General features: G+C 70.7%; 28 protein-coding genes and 2 pseudogenes. 28 read left to right on the top strand and 2 right to left on the bottom strand.

Annotated elements, in window-relative coordinates; translation table 11 throughout:
• The first annotated feature begins 268 nt into the window (after positions 1–268).
• The 28 genes and pseudogenes from ACFXJ5_RS08985 (at position 269) to ACFXJ5_RS09120 (ending at position 23,056) form a co-directional block, all read left to right on the top strand.
• Entirely contained in the window at positions 269–517 is a 249-nt protein-coding gene (locus tag ACFXJ5_RS08985) for a hypothetical protein (protein ID WP_384628929.1), read from the top strand.
• Positions 514–1,770, top strand: a complete 1,257-nt coding sequence (locus ACFXJ5_RS08990; protein ID WP_384628932.1) for a DnaB-like helicase N-terminal domain-containing protein — start codon at positions 514–516, stop codon at positions 1,768–1,770. The genes ACFXJ5_RS08985 and ACFXJ5_RS08990 overlap by 4 nt, the downstream gene beginning before the upstream one ends.
• Positions 1,767–2,336, top strand: coding sequence for a hypothetical protein (locus tag ACFXJ5_RS08995; RefSeq protein ID WP_384628935.1), 570 nt, complete (start codon positions 1,767–1,769; stop codon positions 2,334–2,336). The genes ACFXJ5_RS08990 and ACFXJ5_RS08995 overlap by 4 nt, the downstream gene beginning before the upstream one ends.
• Positions 2,336–2,941: a hypothetical protein gene (locus ACFXJ5_RS09000; protein WP_384628937.1), complete on the top strand. Its 606-nt coding sequence runs from the start codon at positions 2,336–2,338 to the stop codon at positions 2,939–2,941. Before ACFXJ5_RS08995 ends, ACFXJ5_RS09000 begins: the two co-directional genes overlap by 1 nt.
• A pseudogene (locus ACFXJ5_RS09005) lies at positions 2,931–3,110 on the top strand (DNA cytosine methyltransferase); the annotation flags it as partial. The gene ACFXJ5_RS09000 and the pseudogene ACFXJ5_RS09005, both read left to right, overlap by 11 nt.
• A gap of 73 nt (positions 3,111–3,183) precedes the next feature.
• Positions 3,184–3,513 (top strand): annotated as a pseudogene (locus ACFXJ5_RS09010) (DNA cytosine methyltransferase); the annotation flags it as partial.
• A gap of 312 nt (positions 3,514–3,825) precedes the next feature.
• Entirely contained in the window at positions 3,826–4,128 is a 303-nt protein-coding gene (locus ACFXJ5_RS09015) for a hypothetical protein (protein ID WP_384629566.1), read from the top strand.
• Positions 4,129–4,332: 204 nt separating this feature from the next.
• Positions 4,333–4,977: a DUF4913 domain-containing protein gene (locus ACFXJ5_RS09020; RefSeq protein ID WP_384628940.1), complete on the top strand. Its 645-nt coding sequence runs from the start codon at positions 4,333–4,335 to the stop codon at positions 4,975–4,977.
• Between the two features lie 2 nt (positions 4,978–4,979).
• Positions 4,980–5,756 (top strand): glycosyl hydrolase, encoded by a 777-nt coding sequence (locus ACFXJ5_RS09025; RefSeq protein ID WP_384628942.1) that lies wholly within the window; start codon positions 4,980–4,982, stop codon positions 5,754–5,756.
• Positions 5,753–6,235 (top strand): hypothetical protein, encoded by a 483-nt coding sequence (locus ACFXJ5_RS09030; protein WP_384628945.1) that lies wholly within the window; start codon positions 5,753–5,755, stop codon positions 6,233–6,235. The genes ACFXJ5_RS09025 and ACFXJ5_RS09030 overlap by 4 nt, the downstream gene beginning before the upstream one ends.
• Positions 6,232–6,885 carry a hypothetical protein gene (locus ACFXJ5_RS09035; RefSeq protein ID WP_384628947.1) on the top strand — a complete coding sequence of 218 codons (654 nt, stop codon included), beginning with the start codon at positions 6,232–6,234 and terminating at the stop codon, positions 6,883–6,885. Before ACFXJ5_RS09030 ends, ACFXJ5_RS09035 begins: the two co-directional genes overlap by 4 nt.
• Positions 6,882–7,718, top strand: a complete 837-nt coding sequence (locus tag ACFXJ5_RS09040; RefSeq protein ID WP_384628950.1) for a hypothetical protein — start codon at positions 6,882–6,884, stop codon at positions 7,716–7,718. Before ACFXJ5_RS09035 ends, ACFXJ5_RS09040 begins: the two co-directional genes overlap by 4 nt.
• 26 nt (positions 7,719–7,744) lie before the next feature.
• The gene (locus ACFXJ5_RS09045; protein WP_384628953.1) at positions 7,745–8,317 is read left to right on the top strand and encodes a hypothetical protein; all 573 of its coding nucleotides are present in this window, start codon (positions 7,745–7,747) and stop codon (positions 8,315–8,317) included.
• A 37-nt stretch (positions 8,318–8,354) separates the two neighbouring features.
• Complete coding sequence (locus ACFXJ5_RS09050) at positions 8,355–9,128, top strand: winged helix-turn-helix transcriptional regulator (protein WP_384628956.1); 774 nt, start codon at positions 8,355–8,357, stop codon at positions 9,126–9,128.
• A 113-nt stretch (positions 9,129–9,241) separates the two neighbouring features.
• Positions 9,242–10,090, top strand: coding sequence for a DUF317 domain-containing protein (locus tag ACFXJ5_RS09055; protein ID WP_384628959.1), 849 nt, complete (start codon positions 9,242–9,244; stop codon positions 10,088–10,090).
• Between the two features lie 36 nt (positions 10,091–10,126).
• A complete protein-coding gene (locus tag ACFXJ5_RS09060) occupies positions 10,127–11,044 on the top strand; it encodes a DUF317 domain-containing protein (RefSeq protein ID WP_384628961.1) in 918 nt (305 codons plus the stop codon).
• Between the two features lie 26 nt (positions 11,045–11,070).
• A complete protein-coding gene (locus ACFXJ5_RS09065; protein ID WP_384628964.1) occupies positions 11,071–12,006 on the top strand; it encodes a DUF317 domain-containing protein in 936 nt (311 codons plus the stop codon).
• A gap of 27 nt (positions 12,007–12,033) precedes the next feature.
• On the top strand, positions 12,034–12,651 hold the full coding sequence (locus ACFXJ5_RS09070) for a hypothetical protein (protein ID WP_384628967.1): 618 nt from the start codon (positions 12,034–12,036) through the stop codon (positions 12,649–12,651).
• Positions 12,652–12,691: 40 nt separating this feature from the next.
• Positions 12,692–13,297: a hypothetical protein gene (locus ACFXJ5_RS09075; protein WP_384628970.1), complete on the top strand. Its 606-nt coding sequence runs from the start codon at positions 12,692–12,694 to the stop codon at positions 13,295–13,297.
• A 49-nt stretch (positions 13,298–13,346) separates the two neighbouring features.
• On the top strand, positions 13,347–14,645 hold the full coding sequence (locus ACFXJ5_RS09080; RefSeq protein WP_384628972.1) for an MFS transporter: 1,299 nt from the start codon (positions 13,347–13,349) through the stop codon (positions 14,643–14,645).
• Between the two features lie 58 nt (positions 14,646–14,703).
• On the top strand, positions 14,704–15,957 hold the full coding sequence (locus tag ACFXJ5_RS09085) for an ATP-grasp domain-containing protein (protein WP_384628974.1): 1,254 nt from the start codon (positions 14,704–14,706) through the stop codon (positions 15,955–15,957).
• A gap of 345 nt (positions 15,958–16,302) precedes the next feature.
• Positions 16,303–16,689, top strand: a complete 387-nt coding sequence (locus tag ACFXJ5_RS09090; protein ID WP_384628977.1) for a DUF317 domain-containing protein — start codon at positions 16,303–16,305, stop codon at positions 16,687–16,689.
• A 498-nt stretch (positions 16,690–17,187) separates the two neighbouring features.
• The gene (locus tag ACFXJ5_RS09095) at positions 17,188–17,460 is read left to right on the top strand and encodes a hypothetical protein (RefSeq protein WP_384628980.1); all 273 of its coding nucleotides are present in this window, start codon (positions 17,188–17,190) and stop codon (positions 17,458–17,460) included.
• Positions 17,461–17,528: 68 nt separating this feature from the next.
• Positions 17,529–18,089: a DUF317 domain-containing protein gene (locus ACFXJ5_RS09100; RefSeq protein WP_384628983.1), complete on the top strand. Its 561-nt coding sequence runs from the start codon at positions 17,529–17,531 to the stop codon at positions 18,087–18,089.
• 156 nt (positions 18,090–18,245) lie between these two features.
• Positions 18,246–18,566 (top strand): hypothetical protein, encoded by a 321-nt coding sequence (locus ACFXJ5_RS09105; protein ID WP_384628986.1) that lies wholly within the window; start codon positions 18,246–18,248, stop codon positions 18,564–18,566.
• 253 nt (positions 18,567–18,819) lie between these two features.
• Positions 18,820–20,910 (top strand): NACHT domain-containing protein, encoded by a 2,091-nt coding sequence (locus ACFXJ5_RS09110; protein ID WP_384628988.1) that lies wholly within the window; start codon positions 18,820–18,822, stop codon positions 20,908–20,910.
• 133 nt (positions 20,911–21,043) lie between these two features.
• Entirely contained in the window at positions 21,044–22,552 is a 1,509-nt protein-coding gene (locus ACFXJ5_RS09115; protein ID WP_384628991.1) for a restriction endonuclease fold toxin-2 domain-containing protein, read from the top strand.
• 72 nt (positions 22,553–22,624) lie between these two features.
• Positions 22,625–23,056, top strand: a complete 432-nt coding sequence (locus ACFXJ5_RS09120) for a hypothetical protein (protein ID WP_384628994.1) — start codon at positions 22,625–22,627, stop codon at positions 23,054–23,056.
• A 15-nt stretch (positions 23,057–23,071) separates the two neighbouring features.
• On the opposite strand, the gene ACFXJ5_RS09125 is transcribed toward ACFXJ5_RS09120, so the two are convergent.
• Together ACFXJ5_RS09125 and ACFXJ5_RS09130 are read right to left on the bottom strand one after the other, a co-directional pair.
• A complete protein-coding gene (locus ACFXJ5_RS09125; protein ID WP_384628997.1) occupies positions 23,072–23,875 on the bottom strand; it encodes a hypothetical protein in 804 nt (267 codons plus the stop codon).
• A 33-nt stretch (positions 23,876–23,908) separates the two neighbouring features.
• Entirely contained in the window at positions 23,909–24,316 is a 408-nt protein-coding gene (locus ACFXJ5_RS09130) for a hypothetical protein (protein ID WP_384629000.1), read from the bottom strand.
• Positions 24,317–24,355 lie beyond the last annotated feature (39 nt).

The following is a 24,355-nucleotide window of genomic DNA, read 5'->3' on the forward strand; positions in this document are numbered from 1 at the left end:
ATCCCGCCTCCGTACGCAAGGCGTTCTCCGCACCTGCGGTTCCCGCTCCTGGTGAGGGCCGCGCCCACCAGGCGCCAGAAGTCCAGACCCGTGCGCTACCGCTGCCTATCCCGGCCCAGGCCCGGCCGGCCATCCCCGCTGGCCGATCGGCTGGACGCCACCCGCCGCTTCCAAGGCCGCAGTGGAGCACAACCGCACGCCATACCTGCGCCGTTCCGGCGGAAGGCTGCCTCCTCCCCGCCAACCGTTCTTCCCCGTCAGGAGCGTCATGTCCTCGCCCACTCCCACGTTCTCCTCCGTCCGTTCCTCCGAGCGCCTGGCCGGTACCCCGGTGATCCGGCGCGGCGCGCACTGGTGGCTGGTCACCCCCACCGGCTCGATCCTCGCCAACGACCCGGCATTCACCGGCGAGCTGGACCGGTTCGCCGCCGACATGGCAGCCGCCGACCAGGCCGTCGCCGAAGTCCTCGCCACACGCAAAGACCAGCGCAAGGCCGCACGCAAGGCGCGACGGTGAGGCCGCTTCTCCAGGCCGAGCAGGCCGTCCTCGGAGCGATCCTGCTGGACCCCGGGCAGCTGCCGCTGCTGTCGGACTGGCTTCAGCCGAAGCACTTCTACCGGCCGCATCACGCCGCGCTGTACGCAGCCCTGTTGAAACTGCACGCCGCCGGACACCCAGCCTCCGTCACACCCCGCCCGGCCCCGCCCACAGCGCCTGCCAACGGCGGCAAGAGCGTGGGCGCGTGGCCCGTCCCGGCCGAAACCCGTGATCCCGACGGCCAGCTGGCGTGGATGGATGCCGCGATCGCCGAGGCGAACGCCACGCAGGTGCGCGGTCTGACCGCGGTCTACGTACACAGCCTGATCAGCGTCTGCCCGCGCCCGGACCATGCGCCGGTCTACGGGCGGATGGTGCTGGAGGGCGCCATCCACCGCACGGTGGCCGAACACGCCACCCGCCTGCACCAGATGGCCCGCGCCGACGCCCTCCGGGACGGCGTCGAGGACACGCTGCACTACGCGACTGTCCTCGGCGAGGTCCTGGACGACCTCGCCCGTCGCTGGGGCACCGACCCCCGCCCCATCGCCCCGCCCGCACAGCCGCAGTCCGCGGGCGCGAAGCGGCTGCCGGCGACCAAGGAGCAGCTCGCCGACGAGCAGTACCTGCTGGCGGTGCTGACCGCGCAGCCCGACCCGTTGCGCGACCTGGTGGGCTGGCTGCGGCCCGAAGACTTCGCCGATGACGGGCACGGGCGGATCTACCGCTGTCTGGGGGCGCTGCACCACCGGGGCGAGCCGATCGACGAGGTCACCGTGCTGTGGGAGGCACAGCGGCGCGGTGCTCTGGCCGACGGCAGCTTGACCGCGGAGGAGGTCCTGCTGCTGTGCGACTCCGGTGCCGCCGTCGGTCTCGCCGAGTACCTTGGCGAGCACGTCGTCCGTGCCGCGCTGGTGCGTACGGCCGCGATCGCCGCGCGGCAGGTGCGGGCGCTGGCCGACGACGAAGCCCTCGCCCCCGGCCGCCTCATCGGCTACGCCCTCCACGCCCTCAGCCCGCTGGCGGAGATCCTACGGCGCTGGCAAAGCGCCACCGGCGCACCCCAACCACCCGTCTCACCAGCCGGTCCGCCGGAGCACGTGCCCCAGGCCCGTGCGGATGCCGCTCGCGCCCGTAGCCAGCCGCACCCGCCTGCACGGCCTTCATCTCGCCCTGCGCCTTCAGCCGTTGTCCCCTCCCCTGCCCGCCCTGCCCGCCGGAGCCCCTCGTGACCGATCCGACCGCCCTCAACATTCGCATCCTGCGCTCTCTTTCCCAGGACTTCGACACCGCCCGCAGGCAGCTCGAACGGTCCTGGCAGCACGATGGCCCGCTGACCCTCGACTCCGCTGCCCAGCAGTTCACCGGCCTGAGTTCGCTGCTCGGCCGCCTGTCGGACCAGGTGCGCATCGGCGCCACCGTTCCCTGGGCCCCGGCTCCAGAAGAGCGGCGGGCCGTGGTCATGTTCAGCGGTGCCACGGTTCCGGCCAGCCGCGCGTTGCGGCACCTCGGCGAGGCCCTGGTTCACCTTGGCCTCCTCCACGAGCACGCGGACGACCCCGTCACTCCTCCGTTGACCGAGGCTCGGGTCGTGACCGTCAAGTACCACCTGCACGAGGTCCAGGACTCGCTCGAAGAAACGATTCGCCTTCTACGCAGGGGAGCGGAGCGCCTCGGTGATCTCCCGTCGCGGACCGCCGCAGCCCGTAGCCGCACCACCGCCACCGCTGCTCACACCGTCGCGCCCCCTGCCGCTGCCCGGACAGGGTCTGCGCCGGCACCCCGCCGGAGCCTGTGATGGCCACCTTGCGCTCTGCCGATGCTGGCGCCTTGTACGGACTGGCCCGCGAGTTCGACGGCTCACGCGAACAGCTCGCCCTCTCCCGGCAACACGGCATCCCATCCCTCGCCGAGGTCTCCGGGCAGCTCACCGGCCTCAGCGCCATGGTCACCCTGCTGACCGACGAGGTCCTCTTCCGAGTCACCGCCCCCGGCCGGCCCACCGCGCAGCAGCGCCGCGTCGTCGAAGTGTTCACCGAGGCCACGGTCCCCGCGAGCCGGGCCCTGCAGCACCTCAGCGCCGCCTACCGGCAGCTCGGGTTTCTCCACCGCTTCGCCGACCACCCCGCCAGCCCCGACCTGGCCGACGTCCGCGAGCATGCGATCGCGGTCGTCAACGACCAGCTCGACGAAGTCCAGGCCGCGCTTGTGGAAACCCCGCACCTGCTGCACACCGGAGCAGACCGCCTCGGCTATCTCCCGCCCCGGACCGCGGCGGCCCGTAGCCGCACCACCATCCCAGACGCCCCCGCCGGCGCCCGCCCGGGCACCGCTGCCGAACCACAGCTATTGATCGACACGCCTGGGCCGGCCCAGCACACCACGGTCCGCCATGGCCACTGATCCCACCGAAGCTGGCGAGCCGCTGATCGGAAGCTTGTGTTCCGGCTACGGCGGCCTGGACCTCGGCGTCCAGGCCATCCTCGGCGGCACCCTGGCCTGGCACGCCGAGATCAACCCCGACGCCGCGCGCATCCTGTCCCGGCACTGGCCCGGCACCCTCAACCTCGGTGACATCACCGCCGTGAACTGGGCCGACGTACCTCGGGTCTGCGTGCTGACGGCTGGCTTCCCCTGTCAAAGACGTGTCCGTCGCCGGCCGCCGCGCGGGTCTGACCGAGGGCACCCGCTCCGGGCTGTGGCACCACATCGCCCACGCCATCTCCGTCCTCAACCCCTGCCTGGTGGTGATCGAAAACGTCCGCGGACTCCTCACCTCGCCCGCCGGTACCCCTGGCGACCTGGAACCCTGCCCGTGGTGTCTGGGAAATACCGCAGGCCAGCCTGTTGTGCGAGCACTCGGTGCTGTACTCGGATCCCTGGCCGACCTCGGGTTCGATGCGCGCTGGCGCGTGCTGCGTGCCTCCGACGTCGGTGCCCCTCATCGCCGCGAGCGGGTCTTCCTCACCGCCTGGCCCCGACACCGCTCTGCTGAAAACCCCGACGAGCAATCTCGGCTCCAACGGCGGCTCCCAGCACCCGGACAAGCGCAAACAGGGTGGTCACGGTCCGAATCTGGCCGACGAGGTCGAACATCTGCTGCCGACTCCGAAGGCGAGCGACGGGATCAAGGGCTCGCCGAACCAGCGGCACGGCAACGGCGACCTGACTCTCCCCTCCGCGGCAGCCGCGCTGCTGCCGACACCGCGTGCGAGCGACACCGGCACTCCTGGACGGCGTCCGGGCAAGGGATTTCGGCCGCCGCTGTCGGCAGTGGTGCTGCCGCTGTGGACCGAGTCGACACCGCAATCGCCAACTCCCGGTGGGGACCATACGCCGCCGCCATCACCCGATGGGAGACGCTCACGCGCCCGGCTCCCCGCCCCACCGATGACCTCGGCCGCCTGAAGCCGGCGTTCGTGGAGTGGATGCAAGGGCTCCCGAACGGCTGGGTGACCGCCACCCCCGGCCTCGGGCGCCCCGCCCAGCTCACCGCGCTCGGCAACGGCGTCATCCCCCAACAAGCCGCCCGCGCACTGGAGTTGCTGGCACCGCCGTTCCCCGCCTGCTCGCACTGCACAGCGCCCTGACCAGCCTCTATCGCAAAATCCCGGCCGCACCAAGTCCGCCTTTCCGCGGATTCTCAATCCCGGCAGCCACACCGGCTCCCGAAAGGACGCCCATGCCATCGCGCAGACATCCCTCGCCCAGCCCAGCCCCCGCAGGTCCCGCCACCGGTCCGGACCTGCGATTCCTCCCCCGCGCTACACCCGATCACGAAAGGGACGCCCGCTATGAGCGACCCCGCAGCCGACGGCGCCGACGAGGCCGTCCGCGTGCCCGACCACCAGCTCGACCAACTCGCGGCCACCGTCGCCCGGCTGGTGAAGGACACCGACGCCCAGGCCCGGATGCTGGACCACCTCGCCAGCGAGCCCACCGACGCCGAGCCCGCCCCGGACGACGAAAGCGACGAGCCCGAAGAACCGGCCCCGGACGACGAAGACCCGTCGGCGGAGTCCGCGGCGGAGGCGGAGCCCGAGGAGTCCGGTCCGTCTTCGGTGTTCATCCTCGCGCTGGACAACTCCGCGTACGGCATCGAACTCGACGCGCTCTCCGGATGGGTGAACCACCTCATGCTCCCGGTCTACGGGCGGGAGATCACCACCGGCCGACCCTGGTGCTACCAGTGGCACGAGCACCCCGAGGCCGTCGCCCGCCTGCACGCACTGTGGCTGGCCTGGCAGCAGTTCACCGACGTCGAAGCCGGACTCGCCGGCCCCTCGCTCTGGCACCGCGACCACCACGACCCCACCGTGCTGCAACTGCGCGCCCCGGACGGCCCCTTCGCCGCCTGCACCACCAGCCCCAACCGGCCCAACCACCGGGTCCTGCCCACCCCCACCCCTGCCCCCGCACCGACCGCTCCGGGAGCCTGAGCATGCCCGACCTCCAGTACCGCATCAGCGGATTCGCCCCCGCCGACGACGCTCCCGCCGACGTTGAAGCCACGCTCGGCCTGTGGGACAAGGCGATCGCCGTCCTGGCCGAACACCACACCCCCGACGAGGCGGACAGCTTCTTCATCCTCCACGACGGCTCGGCCACCTGGGGAGCCCCCGGAGCACCCCAGCTCATCTCCCTGCACATCACCCGCGACCTCACCGCGCGGACCTTCACCGTCGACGAAGCCACCCACCCGACCGTCCCGTTCGCCCAGCGGTGGCTCGCCGACCGCGGCTGCGCCCCGGACACGATCCGTCTCCCGGAAGGCACGTACGCCGGGCCCGCCGACGCCCTCACCTCCCGGCTGGAGGAGCAGATCCGGCATTCCGGCGCCCGGTACGAGGTCAAGGACCACTACACACACGATTCCGAGCCGTACGAGACGTGGGTCATGGTCCGCGACACCGACCCCAGCTCCGCCGACCGCCCCGTCCGTATCTTCCTCGAAGAAGCTGACCTGAAAGCCTTCACCTACACCCTGCGCGAAGGCGCCTTCCGCGACGGCACGGCCGCCAACCAGTGGCTCTTCGACCGCGACACCCCGCTGCCCAAACCCACCGAGCATCTCGCCCCGGCCGGCCGCAGGGCCCAGGCCGCCCGCGCCCGCTCCACCACCGACCCGCAGAAACCCGGGACCGCCGCGCCATCCGCCGCGGCAACCACGCAGGCGCCAGCGCCAGGCGTTCAGCAGACCCAGCGGGGTGCGCGATGAGCGGCCCGAGGTTCGCGTTCGCCGCGCACCCCGAAGCCCTCGCCGACCTGCGCCAGGTTCCCGACCACATCCGTGACCTGGCCCTGCTCGAACTTCAGCACCTCGTCCACGGCAACGAACGCGGTGCACCCCTCAAGGGCCGCCTGGCCGACTGCCACAAGGTGTACGTCGATCCCGCAGCCGAATGGCGGCTCGTCCTCCAGTTCCGCGAAGCGCCCGCCAGCAGCGCCCACCGGCGGGAGATCTACCTGATCGCCGCCGGGGAGCGCGAAGCCGGCGCCGTCTACCAGGTCGCTGCCCAACGCCTGAACCGTGCCACCGAGACGTCCGAGGCCACCGCGCTCAGCCGCCAGGCCGAAGCCGCCCGCGCCCGATCCCCCCACCTGCGCAGCGTCCCCAACGCCATCACCGCAGCCGCCTCTTCGCCCGCTCCCGCCGCCTCGCCTGCTGACTCCGCTCCTCGAAGGGCCCGCGCATGAACGCCTCCCGTGACGGCCTGACCACCCTGCTCACCCACGCCGCCGAGCAGGTGGGCACCGTCCTGACAGCGGAATACCCCGCTCCGGGCACCTCCGGCCGCCCGTACCTGGCCCCGCTCCTGGGACCGCTGGCTGCCGCCACCGAGGTCCTGCCCACCCTCTCCAGCCAGCTGGACACCTTCTTCACCGACGATTTCCCCAAGACGTCGGCCGGGCTGTTCACCCTCGCCTCCCTGGCCGCCGCGACCGGCTGGCTGTCGGAGTCCACGGGCGAGTTCATCTCCGCCATCGAAGCCGTCTGCGACCGTGCCGGCATCCCGGTCGATGACGCCGAACCGACCGCCACGGGGACGGCCGTGGAAGCCTTTCGGGAATTCGCGGTCCCGTTCACCACCGCCGAACGGCAGGTGCTCCTGGCAGCCGCCCAGACCAGCGGCCTGGAACCCGAGGAGTTCATCGCGGTCTCCGCGCTCGCGCTGGCGGCCTCGCTCACCTTCACCACCACCTGCCGGGAAATCCACGAAGGACTGCTCGCCGACGCCGAGTACGTCCGCACCGAGGCCGACACCGACCGGCCATTCGGCACCGAAAGCGTCATCCTGCCCACCCTCGTGCAGCAGCTCCTCGACACCACCGACGAGGACGCATGACGGCGCCAACGCAGCCGGACCCGCAGCTGGGCACGCGCATGCTTGCCGAGGCTCTCGACATCAGCGATCCTGCCGACCTGCTCGCCCGCCACGCCCCCGACAGCACGCCCGGCGTGCTCGCGCCGCTGGTCGTCCACACGGCCCTGACGCTGGACGATCTGAACGAGCGGCTCGTGCGGGCGGCGGCATCCGCCGCCGAAGATCTGCGCCGTATTGCTCACGGGCAGGACGCCCACCTGGTCGGCAGCACCGGCATCCTGCACTCCGACGGCCCGCAGATCAACGTCCTCGCCGCCCGGCGCGGACAGGAAGTCGGGCACCTGGAACGCCTCGTCAACGCCTACCAGCACTCCCTGGCCTCATCCACCGACCGTGCCACCGCGCCACGGAGGGCCGAGGAACTGACGTCCCAGCAGACCGCCCGCCCCGACCAGTCCGCCGCCCGCCATCGCACCTCCGCTCCGGTTCGCGTGTCCACGGCGCAGTTCACCACGCTGGAGGCGATCGCGCGAGGCGGCGTCATGCTCCGCGAAAGCAGCGTGGTCCGCGGCATGTTCGTCACCGCCCCGGACCGTGTTCGGATCTCCCGCGCCACCGTGGATGCCCTCCTCGGCAAGGAACTAGCGGACCGGGACACCAGCACCTCGCTGTACCAGGGGCAGCGCCTCACCCTGACCGCTCAGGGCGAAGCGGTCCTGGCCGAGGGGCGCCGCCAAACGTCCCCGCGCGCCGAAGCCGCCCGCCGCCGCACCACCACAACCGCCGTCGCGGCCCCGGACTCAGGCGCTGCCGCACCGGCCACCGCCGCCCGCCCGCACGGTCGCGCCCGTTGACCGCCCTCCCCCGAAAAGGCCCGATCATGACGGATCCCTCTGCCCTGGACTCCCAGCGCCGCCTCATCGAGCAGCAGTACGGACGCCCGATCCGGCAACTCCGGTACGACACCATCCCCCACCCCGACCACGCCCACGACCCGGTGCTCTCCGCACTCCTGCACCGCTACACCGCCCTGCACCAGACCGAGAATCAGCTCGACGACGTACGGCGGCGCCTGCGCCGGCTGCTCGACGAGGGCCAGGACAGCACCACCGACGGCACCGCGCTCCTGGTGCGCATCACCCAGGACCTCCACGCCCTGACCGTCCGGCACGGCATCGAGACGCACATCCTCAGCGATCTCCTCAGCACCCGCCCCCAGCCCGCCCGTCAGTCCGCGCCGGCACCACTGGAGGCAGGGCCCAACACCGGCCCAGCGGACGGCGTTGATGACCTGCTGCCGCTCGCCCGGCGGATCGCCGCCGACTCCCCGCGTCTGACCCGCGACCTGCTCGGCACCGCCATCCGCAGCCACGGCATCCGCCTCAGCAACCGCCGCGTCCGCGCGCTCGTCGACCGCCTGCGCGCCGAAACCGTCCTCGGCACCGCCGCCTGAATCACCCACCCGCGCCTTTGACCACGGAGTAGCCGTCATGACTTTCCGGCCGTCCACCGCCGACCCCGACCACCTGGAGCAGACCCTCAGCCGCCTCGCCCCGCGCTGGACCACCTGGACGCTGCTCACCCTCCAGCGCCACGACCAGCTACTTCTGTCCGAACTCAACGACGCCTTGCCGTGGATCTCTGACACATCCCTCAGCATGCGACTGTCCCGCCTCCAGCGTGACGGCCTCGTCGCCCGTACCGGGCGCGGCCAGTACCAGCTCACCGACGCCGCACGACGGCTCGGACCAGTCCACCAGGCCCTCAGCTCCTGGTCGCACACCCACTTCTCCACGGACCAGCCGACCGCCGAGGCCGAGCGGATCGAGGACGCCCTCGACCGGCTCCGCCCCCGGGACACCAGCACCGTGCTCCAGCACCTGGCCCGGCACCCGAGGTCGTCGTTCACCGAACTGCAGCAGCGCGTCGGCCGTCCCGGATCGGCGTACGCCCGCCTTCAGCGGATGCAGAGCGACGCGCTCCTGGTCCGCACCGGTCACGGCCAGTACGAGCTGACCGAGGCAGGCCACGCCCTCGGCCCCGTCTACCAGTCGCTGAACACATGGTCCCCCAGCCCCACCACCGACTCGACACCGGTCCGCGCCGCCGTTCCGGGTGTTCAGGAGACGGTCAGCGCCCGCACTACCGCGGCGCTTCGGCGTACGACGACGGCTGTCCAGGGCCTGTTCTCCCACGCCCCGGTCCCCCCGCCGGCCGTCCCTGCCGCGTGGACCGCCGCCTCCCACCCCCTGCACACCCGGTGAACCCCGCCATGCCCGAACGCAGAACCCCGGCGACTCCGCCGGCCCACGTGCCCCGCGCCCCTGCCCCAACGGCAGGGGCGCAACCCCGCCCACCTCCGAAAGACACCCCGCCCATGCCCACCGCCCCTGACATGCCGCCCGCCCGGGACGACGAACTCCTCGTCGGACCCGTCTACTTGGCCGGCCCCGGCAACGCCGCCTTGATCACCGATCCCCTGCGCGCCGCGCCCGGATGGGCCGAAAGCAACACCCCCGCCGGCCGGGTGTTCTCAAGTCCGTGCCTGCGCGGGCAGATCGCCGACCTGCCCGGATCCCGCTACGGCGGCTGGAAGATCTCCTGGTCCCGCGAACCTCTCGGTATCCCGACCTGGATCGCCGCCTTCAGCCGCGACACCCCCGCCGAGATCGTGGCAGCCTTCACCGCCACCCTGCTGCGTGGCCTGGACAGCAACCACCGGGACTTCCTCCCCGGCGGACGTCACTACACGCCTGTCAGTCCAGGCGACGTCCTGATCGCACGCGGCTGGAGGGACGAGTACAACGAACTCTTCCAGTACCAGCACGCCCCGGACGGGCACGCCTACCTCAGCCTCCGCCAGAACGACGTCGAATTCCACGCCGAGCTTGACGGCGGCGTCCCCGCCGAATGGACGATGTACGGCTGCGTCGATGCCGCCCGCGGCCCCCGCTGGCACGCGGACTTCACCTCCGCCACCCCCCGGTACCTGATCACCGCCGCCACCGAGGTTCTCTCCAGCCCGGCCGCGGTCCACCGGACCTTGCGCGACCTCCCCGAGCGCAACCTTCCGTACCTGACGACCCGGCCCGCCACCACCTCGCGCGCCGAAGCCGCCCGCGCCCGTACCACCACCCCGCGCCCGACTCCCAGCGCAGCCACCGCGCAAGCCCGCGCGCCGGTGGGGCACCCAGGCGTCGCCAATCCCCGGCGCTCGCGCCGCTGACCGCCTCCCGCCCGCTGACGCTTCAGGAGCCATCCCATGCCCGCCCCCGACGACGACGCCTACTGGCGGGAGTACCACGTCATGCCCCGCTACCTCGCCGGATCGCTCAGCACCGACGACGATCCCAGCCTGCAGCCGTTCGTCGGCCTGAACTGGCCGCGCCACCACCTCGACGACGACCTGGGCAAGACCGTCTTCACCTCTCCCGACGGGCGCCTGCGGATCGGCTTCTTCGGCGACGACTACCTGCTGTGGCACGTCTCCGCCTATGAGGACCCCTTCGGCCCCCGCCGCTGGGCCGCGACCTTCAACCAGAACACACCGCCGGAGATCGTCGCCGGACTGACCGTCGCCCTGGCCCGCGACTACGAAGAAGGCAACGACCGCTTCCTGGCACGTCCTCCCATGCGCTGGGGTGAGCAGACCCATCCCCTCACCGAGGCTGGCTGGACCCGCGACTGGGGCGCGGAGACCGGGACCGTGGAGATCATCGCTCCGGACAAGCAGGCCGGCATCCTCCTCGACACCCGCAGCTACGACCCCGAGGACGAGACCAGCCTTCTGTGGTCCGGTCCCCCGGGCTGGGGAACCCGCGTCGAGGCCACCTTCACCGCCAGCACTCCCGGGCACCTGGTCGCCGCCACCGCCGCCGCCATGGCCGACCCCACACCCGTCGTCCGCTACGAGCACAGCATCCCCCGCGGGCTCCGAGCACTGGTCCGTCTCACCCCGGTCGAGCCGCCCGGCCCCCCGGTCCCCACCCCGCTCGATGTCCGCCGCACCGCCGTCGCCCAGGCCCTCCATCGCGCCACCCACCCCGGCGACCGCGCATCGGCCGCCCGCGCCCGCACCACCACACCGCTCACCGCGACGGCATCGAGCCGCACCGCACCGGCGCCCGCCCCGACCGGTGGCACACCCGCGGCACCCGTCCGGTCCGGCTCACGCCGTTGATCACCCGCCCCGTCACTGGAGTCCTCATGCCCACGGTCAACGACGAGCCCGCCGGGGTGTTCTACGTCCGTCCCCGCTACCTCGCCGGATCCACCTGGACAGGCGACCCGGCGCTGCAGCCCTTCTACGACCAGGGCTGGAGCCTTCACTACGACGCTCGCGGCAACCTGCACGTCAACGCACCGGACCAGCGCGTCCGGATCAGCTACCTCCCCGAAGGCGACGACGACACGCTCTGGAAGGTCGCGGCACACCGCGCCCCGTCGGCACCGCCCTGGTGGGTCGCCGAGTTCAACGACGCCACCCCCACCGAGATCGTCGCCGGTCTCACCACCGCCCTCGCCGAGGACTACCGCAGCGGCACGCAACGCTTCCTGGACGGCTCGACGAACCCGGCCGACGGCTACGAACCCCTCGCCGCCGCCAGCTGGAACCGCATGGATCTCGGCCTCTACGACCGGTACCGGATATTCACCGCCCCGGACGACCTGGCCTACCTCACCCTCTACGACCGATACCTGCGCCCGCTGACGGAACCGGCCGACGAGCAGGAGCGGTGGACGTTCTCCGGCGGACCCGAGGGCTGGCGCTCCCTCTGGTACGGCACCTTCACCTCCCGCACCCCCGCCCACCTGGTCGCCGCCACCGCAGCGGCGATCGTCGACCCCGCCCCCGTCGTCCGCGAAGGCTGGGAAATCCCCGAGCAGTGCCGGGACCTGGTCCACCTCACCCCTTTCCTTCCACCGCAGCCGCCGGTGCCGACCCCGCTCGACGTGCGCCGTACCGCCGTCGCCCAGGCCGTCGAACGCGCCACCCGCACCCGCCACGCCAATCCCCGCGCGCTGGCTGCCCTCGCCCGCACCACCGGCCCTCTCCCGCCCAACGGCGCACGCCCTGCGGCAACCCCGTCCGATCAACGGCCATCACCCGCCGCAATACCTCGCCCCGGCCTCCGTCCCTGACCACCGACCGACCGCGAAGGATCCGCTGTGGAACAGCCCGGCCCGACTCCAATGACCGGCCCGTCCGGCGCCAGCGCGCACTGGACGGCCGACCCCGCGCTCATCGAGCGGCTGTTCACCGCAACGCTGACGCTCCTGGATCTCCTGGACATCCAGCTCGGCGACCACCCGGTCTTCTCCCAAGCCCTCGAAGGCGGCGGCGAGCACGTCTGCGAACTGGCAGACCTGGACCCGTCGTGGGCACCGGTGATCGAAACCGACGCCGTACGGCTCGTCGCCGGGGCCGCCGGGCTACCCGCCGCGTCGGCATTCTCACCGGCCATGCCGCACATGATCGCCGCCATCGACCGACAGCCACCCGACGTCCAACGGGCCCTGGTCCAGCGGGCATCCGCCCATCACGTCGGCCAGGGCACCACCATCCCCAACGCCCAGTTCATCGGCGCCGTCGCACAGCGGCCGGTACGCCCTCCGCGCTACGCGCAGCCGAGCAGGAGCGATCTCACGGCCGCGTGGTCCGTGGAGGACGCCCGCGCCCGCACCACCGCGCCTCAGGCAGCGACGCAGCCGGACCGTACAGCAACCGCCCCCGGCCAACAGCACACCTCCGCGCCGACGCCACCCCGGTCAGCTCCCCTCCGCTGACGCTGCCCTCGCCCCTCACCCCTCGCGCTGGAAGAGCTCGATGAACCCGACCGAACCGCCCCGCCCACCGGTCCCCGGCACCAATTCCCTGGGACTCGCGGCCCTGGGCATCACCGACCCGGCCTTCACCGACCGTGCCCGGAACGCCGTGTCGCTGCTGCTGGACTCGGTCAAGGACGTACTCAACGACGTGGACACCTTCTCCGAAGCCCTCGCCGGCGGCGGCGAGTTCGTCTGCGGGCAGCTGGGTCTCGCCTCGTCCTTCGCGCCGTTCCTCGAAGCCGAGGCCGCCCGCCTCGTCGCCGGACTGCCGGCGTCCAACCTGTCCGCACTGGCCCTGCCCGCCATCGTGGCCGCCATCGACCAACAGCCCCTGGAAGTCCAACAAGCCCTGGTCGACGAGGCCGCCGCCCGGCTCACATCGCCCGAGTCCACCACCGTGCAACGGCGCGCTGCCGCAGCCCGCGCCAAGACCACCCGCTACATCGGCCCCGCCACCACCCCAAGGCCGGACACCGCCTCCCGGACGACGGCTCCGGCACCCCGATCAGCCCCGACGCCGCTCGACGTCCGTCAAGCCCAGGCCGCACCCGCGCAGTTCCCCCCGGCCAGCCCCGGCCGAGCCGCTCCACGCGCCAGCCGCTGACACCACCACCTTGCTCTGATCGCCCCCACCCTCGCCCTGGAGTCCTTCCATGCCCCGCCCCACCACTGCCTCCGGCCTGCCCCCGGGCTGGCTGACGCGCTGCTATCTGCTGCGGGCCGCCGACGGCGTTGCCGGCACCACCGTCATGTACGCCGTCCCCCTGATCATCCTGACCACCACCGGATCCACTGCCTGGACCGGCCTGGCGTTCCTGCTGGAATGGGTGCCCCGGCTGGCCACGATCCTCGGCGCCGGTCCGCTCGTAGACCGCCACCGCGCCGAGCGCGTGGCCACGCTCGTCGGCCTCGCGCGCACCACGGCAGCCGCCGCGACCGCCGTCGGCCTAATGCTCCTGCCGCCGACGGCGGGCACCGTGCTGCTGCTCGGCTTCGGCGTCGCCTCCGGAATGCTCACCGAGGTCTCGTTTCTGACGATGGAGGCACTCGGCGCCCAAGCCAGCCGCCACACCCCCGGCCGCGCCCACCGCATCCAGACCGCCCAGGTCGGAATCGACCAGGCCGCACTGCTGGCCGGCCCGCTGCTCGGCGGGATCCTGCTGCTGGCCGGACCCACCGTCCTGCTGACCGCGCTCGCCGTGCTGTCCCTGCTCGCAGCCAGCACCGCCCACACCCTGTCCGCCATCTCCGCCCCGCCAACCGGTCCTACCGCGTCGGCGGTGTCCTCGGCTTCACCGTGGGCGGGGCTGCGGACCGGTTGCCAGGTGATCGCCTCCATCCCCGCGCTGGGCTGGCTCGTGACGGCGCTGACCGCCAGCGGTCTACTGTCCGGCATCGTGCAGGTCAGCGCCCCCATCACGCTGACCACCGGCTTCGGCGTCTCCACCGCCGTGACGGGCACCGTGTGGAGCATCGCCACCCTTCCGTCCCTGGGAGCGATCGCCGCCACCGGCAAGGCCATCGACCGCTACGGGCTGTTCCCCGTCGGCCTGGTCGGCGCGGGCGCACTCTCCCTCGCCGGACTGGCCGCCGCGCTGGCCCCCTCCCCGATCGCCTACGGGGCCGCCCTCGCCATACTCCTCGGCGGTGAAGGCGTGCTGACCGTGGTCATGCGCACCGCCCGCGCCGCGCTCATCCCGCAACCGGTGTTCACCTCCACCCTCGCCGTCACCCTGCTGTTCATCCTCGCCCCGCTCCCCCTCGCCGGAGCCCTGGTCGCCGCCCTCCCCGCCAGCGGCATCCCGGCGCTGGTGCTCGGCTGCGCGCTGCTGCAGGCCGCGGTGACCGCCGTCGCGTTCCGGGGACTGTGGCGGCACCGCGCCGCCTACACCCGCCCCGCCCCAGACAGCCCGCCCGCCGAGGCATCCGCCGAGCTGCTGCACACCGCCTGATCTCGCCCTTCCCCTTGCTTTCTCTGCTGTCCAATCCCTTTGCCCTTGGAGGCTATTCATGCCCAAGCCCGGTGTCCTTCTGATCGCAGGCAGCTCTGAGCGCGCCTACCGCGAGTACGGACTGGCCCAGATCGCCGAGCACTTCCCCATCGTCCTGATCAACCCGACCGAACCGACGTGGCAGCTGCCCTACCTCACCGACCACGCGGTCGCCGACACTCGCGACACCGACCAGCTCCTGGCCGCCGCCCGCGACCTCGCCACCCACTACCGCATCAACGGTGTCCTCACCTGGGACGAGTACGCCGTCCTTCCGGCCGCCGAGCTCACCGCCGCCCTCGGCCTGCCCGGCAACACCCCGGCCGCGGTGGCCGCCTGCCGGGACAAGGCCACCACCCGCCGCCTCCTCGCCCACCACCGCGTGCCCTCCGCCCGCTCCCTGCCCGCCGAGACCCTGCCGCAGGCGGCCCGGGCAGCCGAAGCAATCGGCTATCCTGTCGTCCTCAAACCGGCCAGCCATGCCGGATCCATTGGAGTCATCCGCATCGACACCCCCGACCGGCTCCCCTCCGGCTTCGCGTTCGCCGCAGGTGCCGCCGCCGGCCAGGGCCCCGAGGGCACCGGCGTGCTGGTCGAGGAGTACCTCGACGGCCCCGAGATCAGCGTCGAATGCGTCACCCGGTACGGAGCCACGACCCCGGTCGCGGTCACCCGCAAACGGGTCGGTTTCGCTCCGTACTTTGAGGAAATCGGCCACACCGTCACCGCCGACGACCCGCTCGTGCCCAAGGTCGCCCCCATCGCAACCGCCGCGCTCGAAGCGCTCGGCATCGAGCATGGCGTCTCCCATGTGGAGATGCGCCTGACAACCGACGGCCCGAAGATCATCGAGGTCAACGCCCGCCTCGGCGGTGACTTGATCCCCCACCTTGTCGATCTTGCAACCGGAGTCCAACTCCCGCTGGCCGCAGCTGCCCTGGCCTGCGGGGAAGGCCATCCCCTCACTCCGGACCGACGCAACTCGGCCGCCATCGAACTGCTCTACCCGCCCATCTCCGGCACCCTCGTCACCTGCCACGCCGACCCCACCCTGGACGCAGACGCGGCAGCATGGCTGGACCGGCTGGTGTGGGAACGAGAGATCGGCGACGACGTCACGCTCCCGCCCGACGGCGACGTCGACACCGCCCGCCTCGGCCACCTCGTCGTCACCGCCCCCACCCCCGACCACTGCCACCAGCACGTCGAGACGGCCCTGGCCAAGCTCACCATCCAGGTCAGCCCCTACCCCCATCACAACCTGGCCGCCTGATCACCGCCGGGGCCCAGCCGAGCTGTACCGGCCACCAGCTGGGCCTCGGCCCTGCGGCGTCGCATCATGACCACCCCGCCTCATCATCAGGACGCGTCCCGCCGCAGCGGCGTTCATGAGCGCCAGCCCGCCGCCGCCCATGCGTGGACCACGGTGGACCGAGGTCCCACACCGAGGACGTCGACTGCGGACATCCAGCACCCGCGTTCAGCCTTCGGATGGCGTGGAGCCCAGTTCGCCCACGGCAGACGCGATCACGCGGCAACTGACTGGAGACCTCGGCTCGAACGATGTCAACGTACGGATGTCGGGAAAACCCGCAGGTCAACGAAGGGATAATCGCTCGTGACGATCGCTTCTACCACCCCGTTCCACACTCCCTCCGCCGCTGTGCTCCTCGTCTCCGATGCATCCGGATCCGCGCCTGCCGAGGGGCGCGACTGGCTGATCGGCGGCGGAATCGGCAACCCGGTCACCGACTTCCTGCTCGGCCAAGGCTGGTCGGTCGTCTCCGACGACCTCGCCAACGTGCACTGCTCCAGCCCCGACGGCCGGGTCTACGTCGGCTTTCTGCCCGAGATCCCGGACAACTACCAGCGCCGGATCCTGTGGCGCGTCTCCGTCAGCGCACCCGGCGGCGGGATCGGCTGGACCCAGACCTTCGGCTCGGACACCCCCTCCGAAGCCGTCGCCGGGTTCCTCGCCGCGCTCATCGCCACCCCCAACCGCTGAACCCTGGCCCGACTCCCGCCGGGCCGCCCCATCCCAACGCCTCTGTCGAAAGGCTCTCGTTGAAGCTCTCGGTCGACCCCCACCGGCTGCCCGCCCCCGCGATCGCCGGACTCGGCCCCATCAGCGCGGTCAACACCTCACCGGACAACGCCATCACCTTCGTGCTCAGCCTGGCCGTCACCGTCAGCGGCGCCCTGCTCGCATCCGCCGACATCTACGAGGACTCCCTGCGCCGCGACGCCCGGATCGTGGCCCCCTCGCCAAGGTCCCCGGAGCCCGCACCCGTCAGATCGGCCGAGCCCTGGACCTGCCCGACCCGGCCGTCGGCAGATCGCTCTCCCGCCTGGTCAAGGACGGCCTGGTGGTGCTGGAGGCCGAGAACGAGTCACTCCCCATGCGCTCCTACCGGCTGTCCGCCTGACGATCCCCATCCGCCCGCCGATCGGCTCGCACACCGTGCCGACCGGCCCCCGCCCGGCACGCCGAAGGGAACTCCCGTTGCTCCACCGCGCCCCGCTCACCTCCCATCACGCCGACGGCTCCACCTGCCCGCCCGACCACAAGCACACCACCTCCGGCATGCCACTCCACCCCGACTGCGACGGCCGCGCCTACGCGCAGGCCATCTGCTCGTGCGGCACCTGGAGCCTGAAGAACCCCGGCAAGGGCTACGTCAACGAATGCCGCAAGCGCCACCTCGCCACCCACCGCGAAGCCAAGACCGACTCCGGCCCGGCCGTCCTGAGTGAGCTGCTGCGCTTCACGGACTGACTTGCCCGTGGCGCCGGCGCCTTCCCCCTTTCTCTGCTTCTGCTTCTGCTTCCCGTAGGAGATCTTCCATGCCCCGGTCCCTCACCGTCGGCCAGCTCGTCCACCAGCTCCAAGCGCTCGACCCCGAGTTGCTGGTGCGCCTCGCCGTCAACCCTGACTGGCCGTTCAGCCACTTCGCGGGCGGCGTCCACGAGGCCCGCGGCATCAGCGGCCCGGTCGCTTACATCACTGACGACGGCCAGGAGGACCACCTCCTCCCCGACGTCTGCCGTCAACTCGGATGGGGCCCGGAGAACTGGACAACCGGTCTCACGCCGGACGCCCCGGCCCCGGATTCGGACGCCGAAGACGATCCCTGGTACCTCGATGGCCAGGACGCGGGCTACATCGTCACCGAGCTGCTCCACCGCCCCGACTGGACCATCGACGACAACGATCTCCCTGCCGTCTACACCGCGCCCGGAGGCCACCTGACGGTCCGCTGCGCCGACAGCGGCTGGTCCTTCGAAGCCCGCCGCACCTTGGGCGGCGAGGAGATCTGGCACGCCGACTTCGACCCGACTGTGCCGCCCGCCGCCATCGCGGCCTTCACCAAGGCACTCCTCAACCCCGAGCCCACGAACACCTGAACCTCGTCCGTTTCGGCTCCGCCCCGTGCAAGCGCACCCGCCTGCGCGGGGCGGTTCCTTCGTTCCCTGCCAATCATCAATTGGAGGATCCCCATCACTGCTTCCGCACCCGCCAGCTCGTCACTTGTCGACCTCCCGTCACTGACCTCCCGACCGATGCCAGCCGACGTACGAGGAGCCCTCGTCCACCACGTATCCGCAAGCCCCGCCGACACCATCCAGATCAGCTGGACAGCCGACGACGACCCCGCGCGCATACCACCCGGCCGCATTCTGCTCAGCTGGAAGCCCGCCGCCCGCAGCAGCATGGACGTCACCGCCCACCTCGGCCTTCCCGGAGCCGAGGTCCTGCTCGCAACCTGGCCCGGCCTGACCGGCAACTGGAGTCACGTCGTCCACCCCACTGTCGTCGAGGTGATGGGCCTGCACTCCGCCCTCACCCTCGCCGCGGTTATCGCGGAACTACTCGCCGATTGAGTTCTCGCCGCTCAGCTTCGACGGCCGCCACCGCGCTGCGGTTGCGGCCGTAGAACTACCCCTCGGGAGTGAGCATTCGGGCAGGGCCACCGAGGGCGCCTGACGCCTCATGCACCTTCAGCATCTGTCGATTGGCCGTCGTCACGATCTTGCAATAGAGCCGGGAGTGACTGTCCGGGCGGGGACGGTAACGGGCAAGATGATCGCCATGGCTGGATCTCGTACGCGCCGCGCGGGCCGCATCCTTCTCGGGATGCTTGTCATGAGCCTGATGCTGGCGTTGTGGCTGTCCAAGCAGTTCCACGCCGCATCCGTCGCCGCCACCCTGGTCAGCGTGGTGCTCGCCGTACCCAGCATCGCCTTGGCCTGGTTCGCCTACCGCAGTGACCGCAAGGAGGCTGCCTCGGACCTGGACGCGAAAGCCAGGACGCTGGCAGCCGCAGTCCTCGCCGCTGAGACGGACCAAGTCAAGCAGCTGCTCGGCCGGGGTGGTCACCGCATCAATCTGACGTTCCGCTACTTCCCAGAGCCGGCTAACAACGCCGCCGGTGCCGCCCCCGAGGGTCATCTCAGCGATGTTCTGCGCTACTACCGGGAGTTGCAGCCGGCCCGGTTAGTCATCACCGGCGAGGCCGGCGCGGGCAAGACCCTACTCGCCCTGCATCTGCTCCTCGCCTTCCTGGACGAACAGCCCCGCACTGGCACCGCCCATGTCCCGGTACGTCTCTCACTCGCCGGCTGGGACACCGTGCAGCCGCTGCAACGCTGGATCGCCGAGCAGGTCAGCGAGCGTTTCCACGACCGGGGCATCACCTTCGACGACGCCCGCGCCCTGGTCGACCAACACCGGATCCTGCCCATCATGGACGGTCTGGACGAGATGGACCCCGACAGTATTCCCGTCGCCCGCCGCCGAGCCACCAGCGCTCTGAACCAACTCAACGCCTACCAGATCGCCATGGGCAGCGCGCCAGTCGTCCTGACCTGCCGCACCACTCAATACGCGGAGCTGGCAGCCGTGGACATGCGCATGTACGAGGCGGCCCGCGTCGAGATCGCCCCTGTCACCCCCGGCCAGGCCAACGACTACCTCACCACTCGCACCACCAGCCCCCGACGGTGGGAACCCGTCTGCACCACCCTGAACACGGCTCCCCACGGCACCTTGGCCCGATCCCTGGATACCCCCTGGAGGCTGAACCTGGCCGTCACCGTCTACGAGCAGCGTCACCCCGATACCCTTGTCTACCTCCGCGACCCTGCCGACCTGTGCGCCCTCCCGTCCCCTGGCGCCGTCCGAGACCACCTCCTGGCCCGTTATCTGCCCGCCGCCGCCAGCCAGCACCCCAGCCGCCCCGACCGCTACACCCCTCAGCAGATCCACCAGTGGCTCGCCGCACTTGCCACGCACCTCGCCACCACGGGCACCACCACTGATACGACCACCCGCACCGGCACCGACCTGGTACTCCACCAGTTGTGGCCGATGGCCGGCACCAGGCGCGTCCGCGCCACGGACGGCCTCCTCATCTCCCTCGTCACTCTCGCCTTCGCCGCTCTCATGCTGAGACAAGTCCCCGCCGGCCTCCCTGCCCGCCAGCTGCTGTCCGGCGCGTCCCCTGCCCTGGCCGCGATCGTCGCCATATGGCGAGCCTGCGATGCTTCTGTTCCCGCTCCGAGAACAGGCCAGCTCCAGCGGCTGCGCGGCCCGGTCCGACGCCGCCAACTGGACCGGATGATCATGGGCGGGCTGAAACTGGCATTGGTGCTCGCGCTGGGAGGCGCACTGACGGGTGCACTGGCGCTCGGGCCGACGGGCGCACTCACGGGTGCGCTTTCGGGCGCGCTGGTAGGCATAGTGATGGGCACACTGACCATCGGGTTGACCGACTCCGCAGTGGATACCAGGCCACGAAGCGACTTTGCCCCGCCCACCGACCCCCGGCGCCCCGTCCGAGACGACTACCTGTTCGGGCTCGCGTACGCGCTGATCGCAGCCCTGATGGGCGCGCTGCTGGGCGGCCTGACGGGAGGACTGGCGATCGGCATGACGGTCGGGACAGCAAGCGGACTGACGCTTGGGCTGACGGGCGGGCTGGCGATCGGGACGAGCGCAGGTATGTACGTTCTGGGCGGTGCCGGCCGCCGCTACAAGGTATTCCTGCTGTGCTCCGGCGGCCGACTCCCCAAGCGACTCGGCACTTTCCTCCACTGGTCCTACGGCGCAGGACTCCTGCGAATCTCCGGCATGGCCTACCAATTCCGCCACCGAGAACTCCAGGACTGGCTCGTCCAACATCCCCAGCCCTTGACCGGCCTGGAAAGCCGTGAGGCCGCACCTTGACCTAACAGACCAGGCCGACCTCGTGCGTATCTACCGCAGCCCTCCGGGGAAGACTGACTCCTTGTAGAGTCCAAGGACCTGATTCACGTTGCGGGAGGGGCAGTTGGGGTACCGGGTCGAAACCGTCAACCTGGTGGAATCGTCCTGGGGGATGCTGCAACTACGGGACTTGATCTTCGACATGCTGTCGGCTCTCGTGACCGAGCTTGCCGAGCAGCACGGCATGGCCGGCGACGACGACGCCGGGCGCACCTTCGCCAGCGTCTACAAGGAGTCGGCCCGTACGGTGGTCGATCAGCTCAGCCATGCGTCGTTCGTGATGAGTCGCGGGGCTCAGGGGCTGCTGGACACGGCTACGAACTACATGGCGGCGGAGAGCGCTGCGGCTGCCGAACTGCTCGGCGACAGCGGCGACACGGGTGTGGCGGCGCAGCCGTCGAATGAGGACTGCACGCCCCGACCGAGTCACCAGGGTGAGGATCTGCCGGAGGTGGTGGGCGAGACCAGCGGCGTCGACCAGTTCGTGTTCGATGACCGCTATCGCGGTAACCCGGGGAAGGTCCGTACGGTCGCCGCTACCTGGCGCAGCGCTGCCGGCGTGGTGGAGGTGGCCTTCGACGAGGTCAAGGGCCATTGGCGCCGGGCGAACCTCAATCACGAGGGGGTGGCGGCGGACGGCATTGAGGACTACTTCAAGCGCTTCGTCGGTAAGGGCGACCCGCCCGGCCAGCCGCAGGAGGACGAGCCGCTGCTGCCCAATCTCTACGCCGCCTGCCGGGCCCTGTCCTCGGCCTGCGAGAAGTACGCCGACCACATAGAGACGGCCCTGCAGCAGATACCCAAGGATGAGAACCCCCTGACCGGCGAGTTCCTGTGGCCCTGGGAGAAGGCAGAGTTCGGCGGCAACGGGTACGACGGCGGCCTCAGCGAACTCGTCTCCGGCGACTCCGCCATACTCCGCCTGGCCAGCGTGCCCCACGCCCTCGACAGCTCCAAGGCGCGGATCAAGGTGCCCGAGACCGACACCGGCCCCAGCCTCCCCACGCTGCCGCCCTTCCTGGGGCCGCTCATCCGCGCACCCATCATGGTGCCCGTCGGCTACAAGGTCCCCGACTCCAACGTCCCGTACAGGCAGCCCATCCCGGCACCGGTTCCCCCCGACCCGCGCTTCCCGGCGCTGACGCCCCCCGCCCGCCAGAAGTTCAGCATCTGGCTGGACAGCCTCAGGGACGGCGGCTACTCAGGTGGCCTGGCACAGGACAAGGCCTACCAATACCGCGTGGCCGGCTACCCGGAGAAGGAAGTGCCGATCCCGCCGGGCCTGTCCAAGGGCAACACCTTGATGGTGGACGGCTTCCGCGCCACCGACGGTATGGCGATCGAGGCAAAGCACGTACGGAACCAGCGGTCCTGTCCTCGCACCATCGACGCGATCAGGCAGGCCCATGTCACCGGCAAGAAGGACTTCCTGTACCGCGATGACCGGGAGGAGCTCACCAAGTACGCCGCCGCGATGGCCGACCCGCGCAACAAGGAAATGCGTGGAGTCGAGATCGACACGGACTACCAGGACTCGGTGCCGTACTGGCGCGCGATGATGGCCGCGTACGGCGTCAAGGGCTACTCCCGCTACGTCCCGTAGCCCGCTTGCACAGCCAGAACCCCGAAGGTGACCATGCCACAGCCCCCCACGCCACTGGATGAGATCCGTGTGATGTTCATTCTCACCGCGCCCGACGGCGGCGACTGGGGCATGACCCTAGATTCCTTCGCCGACGCCCTGCGTGAGCGCAATCCAGACGAGTTCATCAAGGTCTGGGAAGACGAACCCGGACCCGGCCCAAGCAGCCCCTCGCTGTCCTTCGGCATCACGCTGGGCGACGAGGACTTCGAAGGCATCGCTCTGACCGCCCCGCAGGGGGCTTCCGTCAAAGACTGCACTGCGGCACACGCAGCCGAGTTCGCGCAGTGGCTGCGCGAGCGCATCGTGCCCGCTAGCGCCGAGATCACCTTCAACACCGAAGCCGGTATGGAGTGGGAACTGCCCGATGTGACTCTCCCAAACGCCCCGGCGGAAGAACTGCGGGACGTCTTCCTCAGCCACCTGGCCGAGGTGGAAGAAGAGGACGAACGCCACACCCGATGAGCGCGGCCGTACGGGCTACGGCACGGTGGGCCACGGCGCGGCGTTGGCCCACAGGGCCTCGATCTGGTCCATGTGAAAGTCGAACCACTGACCGTCAGCAGGGCGGAGGATCATCTTCATGTTCTCCAGCCGCTGGATCTTGTAGGCGTAGTACTGGAGGTAGAGCGTTGCGCGGGATGTTCCTGGTGCGATGAGCGTCCACCCGAAACTCAGCTCCTCCGTCGTCACCCGGACCTCGAGGCGACCGCCCACCGTTGTATGGAGCCGTTGGAGGTGGGTGAGGGTGCCGTGAGTCTGCGCGGTCCGGCGGCCGTGGTCGGCCTGGATGCCCAGCCTGTTCTCGGCCAGTTCCTCGGCTGGTGAGGCGGGCTTGATCACGAGGATCCGGACGAGGCTGCCGGTCTGCAGTCGCCGTTCCAGTGCATGGAGGATGGACGGGACCGTACTGGTTAGGGAGACACCCGCGAGGTACAGCTCACCATCGCCCTGGAGGTCCTCCTCGTGTGCGGCCGGAAACGTCGTCAGGAGTAGCGGGGTCGAAGCAGACTCCCTTGTCGCGGCGATCGCTTCGAGCTTGGTGCGTGTGACCAGCGTTCCGGTGGCGAGAAGCGCGAGCACGGCTAGCAAAGCGCCCAGAACCTTGTCCGCAGAGACGACGCCCGCAAGGTTGAGCACCGCCAGGACGATCGATGCCGCAATCGTCAGGTAAGCGTCGAGGTTCTCTCCCTGGCGAATCTGCCGGCCCGCCTGCCCTATCCACGACACCCGATCAACGTAGTGGAGAGGGGACAGGGGCGGGGCGCAGTTGCCTTGATTCAAATGGCGTGGCTGGTTGGTACCCGATGCCTCGAGTTACTCCCAGTATGTCCCGGCTAGATCTCCGTGGTAGCCGAGTGCCCGGACGGCGGTTTCTTCGGTCTTGAACACCTCGTTTACGGGACCGGCCATCGCCTCGAAGTCCGTACGCCCGAGTTCGCGCTCGACCCACTGGTTGCCGCAGCGGCAGCGGATACTGACTTCATTGCGGTTGCAGATGATCATCCAGTCGCGCCGGGCACCGCACTCGGAGCACATCTGGATGATGCCGGTGATCGTCAGTTCGCCAGGATGCGTCGTGCACTGGAGAAGGATGTCCCCATCGGCCTGCTGCAGCTCGTTCTGGAGCCGCAGCAGTGGGTCTTCGGCTGATGCCGCCGTCGGCATATCAGTTCTCGGTCGAACGGCTTCGTCTCGCAGCACCGGCATCATCTCCTTGGTCACTACATCCAGCCATAACAGGTCAGCTTGTCCGGTGTCCAG

The organism is Streptomyces sp. NPDC059373 (assembly GCF_042751495.1).
Lineage (GTDB): Bacteria > Actinomycetota > Actinomycetes > Streptomycetales > Streptomycetaceae > Actinacidiphila.

Bases quoted from the DNA above. Each gene is read 5' to 3' on its own strand.
- ACFXJ5_RS08985 (WP_384628929.1), top strand. From the start codon at position 269: ATGTCCTCGCCCACTCCCACGTTCTCCTCCGTCCGTTCCTCCGAGCGC.
- ACFXJ5_RS09000 (WP_384628937.1), top strand. From the start codon at position 2,336: ATGGCCACCTTGCGCTCTGCCGATGCTGGCGCCTTGTACGGACTGGCC.
- ACFXJ5_RS09020 (WP_384628940.1), top strand. From the start codon at position 4,333: ATGAGCGACCCCGCAGCCGACGGCGCCGACGAGGCCGTCCGCGTGCCC.
- ACFXJ5_RS09025 (WP_384628942.1), top strand. From the start codon at position 4,980: ATGCCCGACCTCCAGTACCGCATCAGCGGATTCGCCCCCGCCGACGAC.
- ACFXJ5_RS09030 (WP_384628945.1), top strand. From the start codon at position 5,753: ATGAGCGGCCCGAGGTTCGCGTTCGCCGCGCACCCCGAAGCCCTCGCC.
- ACFXJ5_RS09035 (WP_384628947.1), top strand. From the start codon at position 6,232: ATGAACGCCTCCCGTGACGGCCTGACCACCCTGCTCACCCACGCCGCC.
- ACFXJ5_RS09040 (WP_384628950.1), top strand. From the start codon at position 6,882: ATGACGGCGCCAACGCAGCCGGACCCGCAGCTGGGCACGCGCATGCTT.
- ACFXJ5_RS09045 (WP_384628953.1), top strand. From the start codon at position 7,745: ATGACGGATCCCTCTGCCCTGGACTCCCAGCGCCGCCTCATCGAGCAG.
- ACFXJ5_RS09050 (WP_384628956.1), top strand. From the start codon at position 8,355: ATGACTTTCCGGCCGTCCACCGCCGACCCCGACCACCTGGAGCAGACC.
- ACFXJ5_RS09055 (WP_384628959.1), top strand. From the start codon at position 9,242: ATGCCCACCGCCCCTGACATGCCGCCCGCCCGGGACGACGAACTCCTC.
- ACFXJ5_RS09060 (WP_384628961.1), top strand. From the start codon at position 10,127: ATGCCCGCCCCCGACGACGACGCCTACTGGCGGGAGTACCACGTCATG.
- ACFXJ5_RS09065 (WP_384628964.1), top strand. From the start codon at position 11,071: ATGCCCACGGTCAACGACGAGCCCGCCGGGGTGTTCTACGTCCGTCCC.
- ACFXJ5_RS09075 (WP_384628970.1), top strand. From the start codon at position 12,692: ATGAACCCGACCGAACCGCCCCGCCCACCGGTCCCCGGCACCAATTCC.
- ACFXJ5_RS09080 (WP_384628972.1), top strand. From the start codon at position 13,347: ATGCCCCGCCCCACCACTGCCTCCGGCCTGCCCCCGGGCTGGCTGACG.
- ACFXJ5_RS09085 (WP_384628974.1), top strand. From the start codon at position 14,704: ATGCCCAAGCCCGGTGTCCTTCTGATCGCAGGCAGCTCTGAGCGCGCC.
- ACFXJ5_RS09100 (WP_384628983.1), top strand. From the start codon at position 17,529: ATGCCCCGGTCCCTCACCGTCGGCCAGCTCGTCCACCAGCTCCAAGCG.
- ACFXJ5_RS09105 (WP_384628986.1), top strand. From the start codon at position 18,246: ATGCCAGCCGACGTACGAGGAGCCCTCGTCCACCACGTATCCGCAAGC.
- ACFXJ5_RS09110 (WP_384628988.1), top strand. From the start codon at position 18,820: ATGCTTGTCATGAGCCTGATGCTGGCGTTGTGGCTGTCCAAGCAGTTC.
- ACFXJ5_RS09120 (WP_384628994.1), top strand. From the start codon at position 22,625: ATGTTCATTCTCACCGCGCCCGACGGCGGCGACTGGGGCATGACCCTA.